Consider the following 3,504-nt stretch of genomic DNA (forward strand, 5'->3'; position numbering starts at 1 on the left):
GTTTTCCCAGCGGCTGTTTTTGCTGGGCCTCTTTGCTGTAAACACCGGGAGAGTCAGGATCAAGAAGGTCATTAAAGGCAGTAATTTCATCCGCCCTCATATGCCTGATATCAAGAACCAGCACCAGAGGGGAGGAATGCTTGAACAACTTGCCGGGATGAACCTGGTGACTGCCATCTTCTGCAATGGTGAGGCGATGAACAAGATTATCCTGCTCAAGTCCATCGTGAGAATTCATAACAACAACGTCATCATCCTGATGCTGTTTATTGATCGTTTGCAGCGCCAGTGAAACATCCTGATCGGAAGCAACAAACTTCAGGTCAAATACAGGGGCCGATTGAAAGGCAGGATTGAAAACGGAAGAATGGCTGACCTGTTTGTTATGAATAGGGGAAGAGGAGGTTTTCTTTTTATCCGTACTTAACTGAGAGAGAGTATGGCTGACTTTCGAGATTAAGACCGAATCAGAACTGTATGTTCTTTTTTCAGTGCTAAATGCCGGCTCACAGTCTGGAGACCTTTTCCTTGCAACAGAATGAAATGACTGCATTTTTGATAATCCCTGTGTTGTCTTCCCTGAATCACTAACGATATTGACAGCACAAGCCATTTTTGGTTCCAGCCACACTTCAGACGCAGACTCTTTCTATCACTGGGCTGCAAAGGAGCTGATTGATGGTTTGCCAGTAAAATATGAGAAGTTACACTTGCATGATTATGGCCTTTTGGCCTTTTGTCCTGAGGCAGAAAAGACCTTACACATGGACACATCGCCCCTTCATCAGTGAGATGCTGGGACTCGATGACTTGATATTTCCCAGGTTGATTGCCATATCTTACATCCCTTTGGTTGACGGTTCGTGGAATGAATTATGTTACGAGTTCATGAGAATCAGCGGTGGTTTTATACGAGTTTTTTCATTTTTGTTTTCGGGTTTTGTGCAAACGTATTGGCTATGGGTGAGTGCGAAGCAGTTTTTAGCAAGGAACTGGAGATGAAATATGATGAACATGATTTTCTGGCGGCCTGCCGTGAAGGTAATGTGGATGTCGTGCAGTATTTTTTGGATCTTGAAGGATTTAACGTTAATAAGCAGTTTATCAGTGGAGTAAATGGTGAGCCTGTTCATGGCCTTTTTATTGCCGCACAGCATGGTCATATAGAGGTAGTTAAGGTATTGGTGGATTGTGAGGAGCTAGACATTGATCAAACATATAATGGTGCCACTCCCTTATTTCAAGCGGTACAGGAAAGCCATACAGAGGTGGTTCGAATTTTGCTTGAAGCCGGAGCAGATCCAAAAATGAAATGGCATTTCTGGGGTTTCTGCAGTAAAAACCTACTGACTAATGCAAAAGATCAAAAGCCTTTGTTCCTATTTGATCAAAGAGGGTACGGGCAGGAATACACACAGGTTATTGAACACATCAAAGAAAAAAAGCGTCTACGCAAAGAGCGACACCGAACGTCTCAAAGTACACAACGAGCAAATCCAATTGACACCATCAGAGAATCACATATAGATATGACGATGTGCGGGCTCACCTTACAGAGCGGTGCCAAGAATGAAACTCAGTAATATGGCGGGACCTATGTAGGGGACAATATCTGAAGTAGCACTCCAAACCTGATTCCTGTTTCCTTATGACTATGGTTTTTCAGCACTCGTCTAATCAGATTCAGGCCGAGCCGAAACAGGCTTTTTGCAGGGCGATAGTGGCTCAGGAGTGGAAGGTCTTTCTGGAACAGTCACATGTGTACTTTCCAGTTCAAATCCCCGTTTTTTCAGATTGGCGAAGAGGGCTTCCATATTTCGATACTCTCGAAACCGTCATTCCCACGAAGGTGGAAGCCACCACGGACAGTCTATCCCCGCCTGTGCGGGGATGACGTAGTAAGCAGGCGAAATCGGGAAGTTATTTTTAGAGAAACCCATAACTTGATATTTTCCTTGTAGACTGCCATACCTCCTATCCCTTGAGTCATAACGGTTTACGGGTTGAGCAATGTTAAGGATTCATGAAAAACAGTGCTGCTTCTACGTGTGTTTTTTTCTCTCTGCCTTCGGGTTTTATGGAGACGTATTGGCCAGGGGTGAATGCGAAACAGTTTTGAGCAAGGAACTGAAGGGAGAATATGATGAACATGATTTTCTAGCTGCCTGCCGTGAAGGTAACAAGGAAGCGGTGCAGTTCTTCATTGATTTACCTGGTTTTGATATCAACGGGAGATGGGTAAGCGGCTTATGCGGAAAATATACAACCGGGCTTTACGTAGCAACGGTCTATGGACATCTTGGAATTGTTTCACAGCTTCTTAATGCCGGAGCTGATCCTAAGAGAGGCATGCTACATTTTTGGGGGACTATAAACTTCAGACCAATCACTATAGCTCGAGTATCTATGACTTCAGAGAATCGTGAAGTCGTTGGCAGAGGCACTTATTCTCAGGCGATAGAGCTTCTGTCGTCAGCTCAGAGACGCTGGGAGACTAAAAGCCAATAGCACTGACTTAAATCGCTCTCCCTTAGCATTTCGTATCAGTACTCAGAAGCAGACTGTGGAAGTTGCACAGAGTTTGTTGTGTCGTTCTGAAGCTGATTTCCTGAGGTATCTTCTGGTCCGCGATTTGTGAAGTTCGATCCATCAAGGTCTGTAGCACGGTTGCACGACACAGTATGCCTGCCGTGAACGGTTACCTACAGAATAACCACGTCAATATGGTCACTGTGTGGTAATCAAAAAGCACTGCACTTCAGGCTCTCAGAAACAACAAAGACACCGGTCAGATCAGTGTTCATTGCAGGTCGTCCGTCATCGTTATCCCATCGTCCGTCATAAGCTGAGACTCGAATAACTTGATATCTTCCTTGTTAATAGCCATACCTTCTATTCCTTTGGTAAGGAAAGTTCGTGGGTTGAGGTATGTTAAGAATTCATGAGAAAAAATGGTGGATCTACACCAGTTTTTTCCTCTTTGCTTTCGAGTTTTGTACAAACGCATTGGCCAAGGGTGAATGTAAAGCAGTTTTGAGTGAGGAACTGAAAGGTAAATATGATGAACATGATTTTCTGGCGGCCTGTCGTGAAGGTAATGTAAAAGCAGTGCAGTATTTTCTAGATAAAGACAACTTTGATGTTAACGAACAATTTATCAGTGGAGGGTCTGGCACATATATTCATGGACTTTTTCCTGCGGCTCAAAATGGCCATGCTGAGGTGGTTCAGATGTTAGTGAACGCAGGAGCAAAGATTAATAGAACATGGGATAGCGCAACGCCTTTGTTTCAAGCGGCTCAAAATGGTCACGCTGAGGTGGTTGAGATTTTGGTGAACGCAGGGGCAGAGCTTAATAAAACATGGAATGGTGCAACGCCTTTGTATCAAGCGGCTCAAAATGGCCATGCTAAGGTTGTTCAGATTCTGGTGAAAGCAGGGGTAGAACTTCATAAAACATGGAAAGATGCAGCGCCTTTGTTTATCGCAGCTCAAAATGGCCAT

The 3,504-nt window shown here is 44.3% G+C and carries 4 protein-coding genes; 3 read left to right on the forward strand and 1 reads right to left on the reverse strand.

The window, feature by feature from the left end; genetic code table 11:
• Window positions 1-553 (reverse strand): hypothetical protein (locus tag E1189_RS03340; RefSeq protein ID WP_155158627.1); only part of this gene is annotated, 553 nt, incomplete at its 3' end.
• Between the two features lie 322 nt (window positions 554-875).
• Between E1189_RS03340 and E1189_RS03345 the strand changes: the two genes are divergently transcribed.
• From E1189_RS03345 to E1189_RS03355, 3 genes are all read left to right on the forward strand, one after another.
• A complete protein-coding gene (locus tag E1189_RS03345; protein ID WP_155158628.1) occupies window positions 876-1,583 on the forward strand; it encodes an ankyrin repeat domain-containing protein in 708 nt (235 codons plus the stop codon).
• A 427-nt stretch (window positions 1,584-2,010) separates the two neighbouring features.
• Window positions 2,011-2,508, forward strand: coding sequence for an ankyrin repeat domain-containing protein (locus tag E1189_RS03350; protein ID WP_155158629.1), 498 nt, complete (start codon window positions 2,011-2,013; stop codon window positions 2,506-2,508).
• Window positions 2,509-2,928: 420 nt separating this feature from the next.
• On the forward strand, window positions 2,929-3,504 hold a 576-nt coding region (locus E1189_RS03355; protein WP_196221147.1), incomplete at its 3' end, for an ankyrin repeat domain-containing protein.

It is taken from the genome of Parendozoicomonas verongulae (assembly GCF_009711465.1).
In the GTDB taxonomy this organism is placed as follows: Bacteria; Pseudomonadota; Gammaproteobacteria; order Pseudomonadales; family Endozoicomonadaceae; genus Sansalvadorimonas; species Sansalvadorimonas verongulae.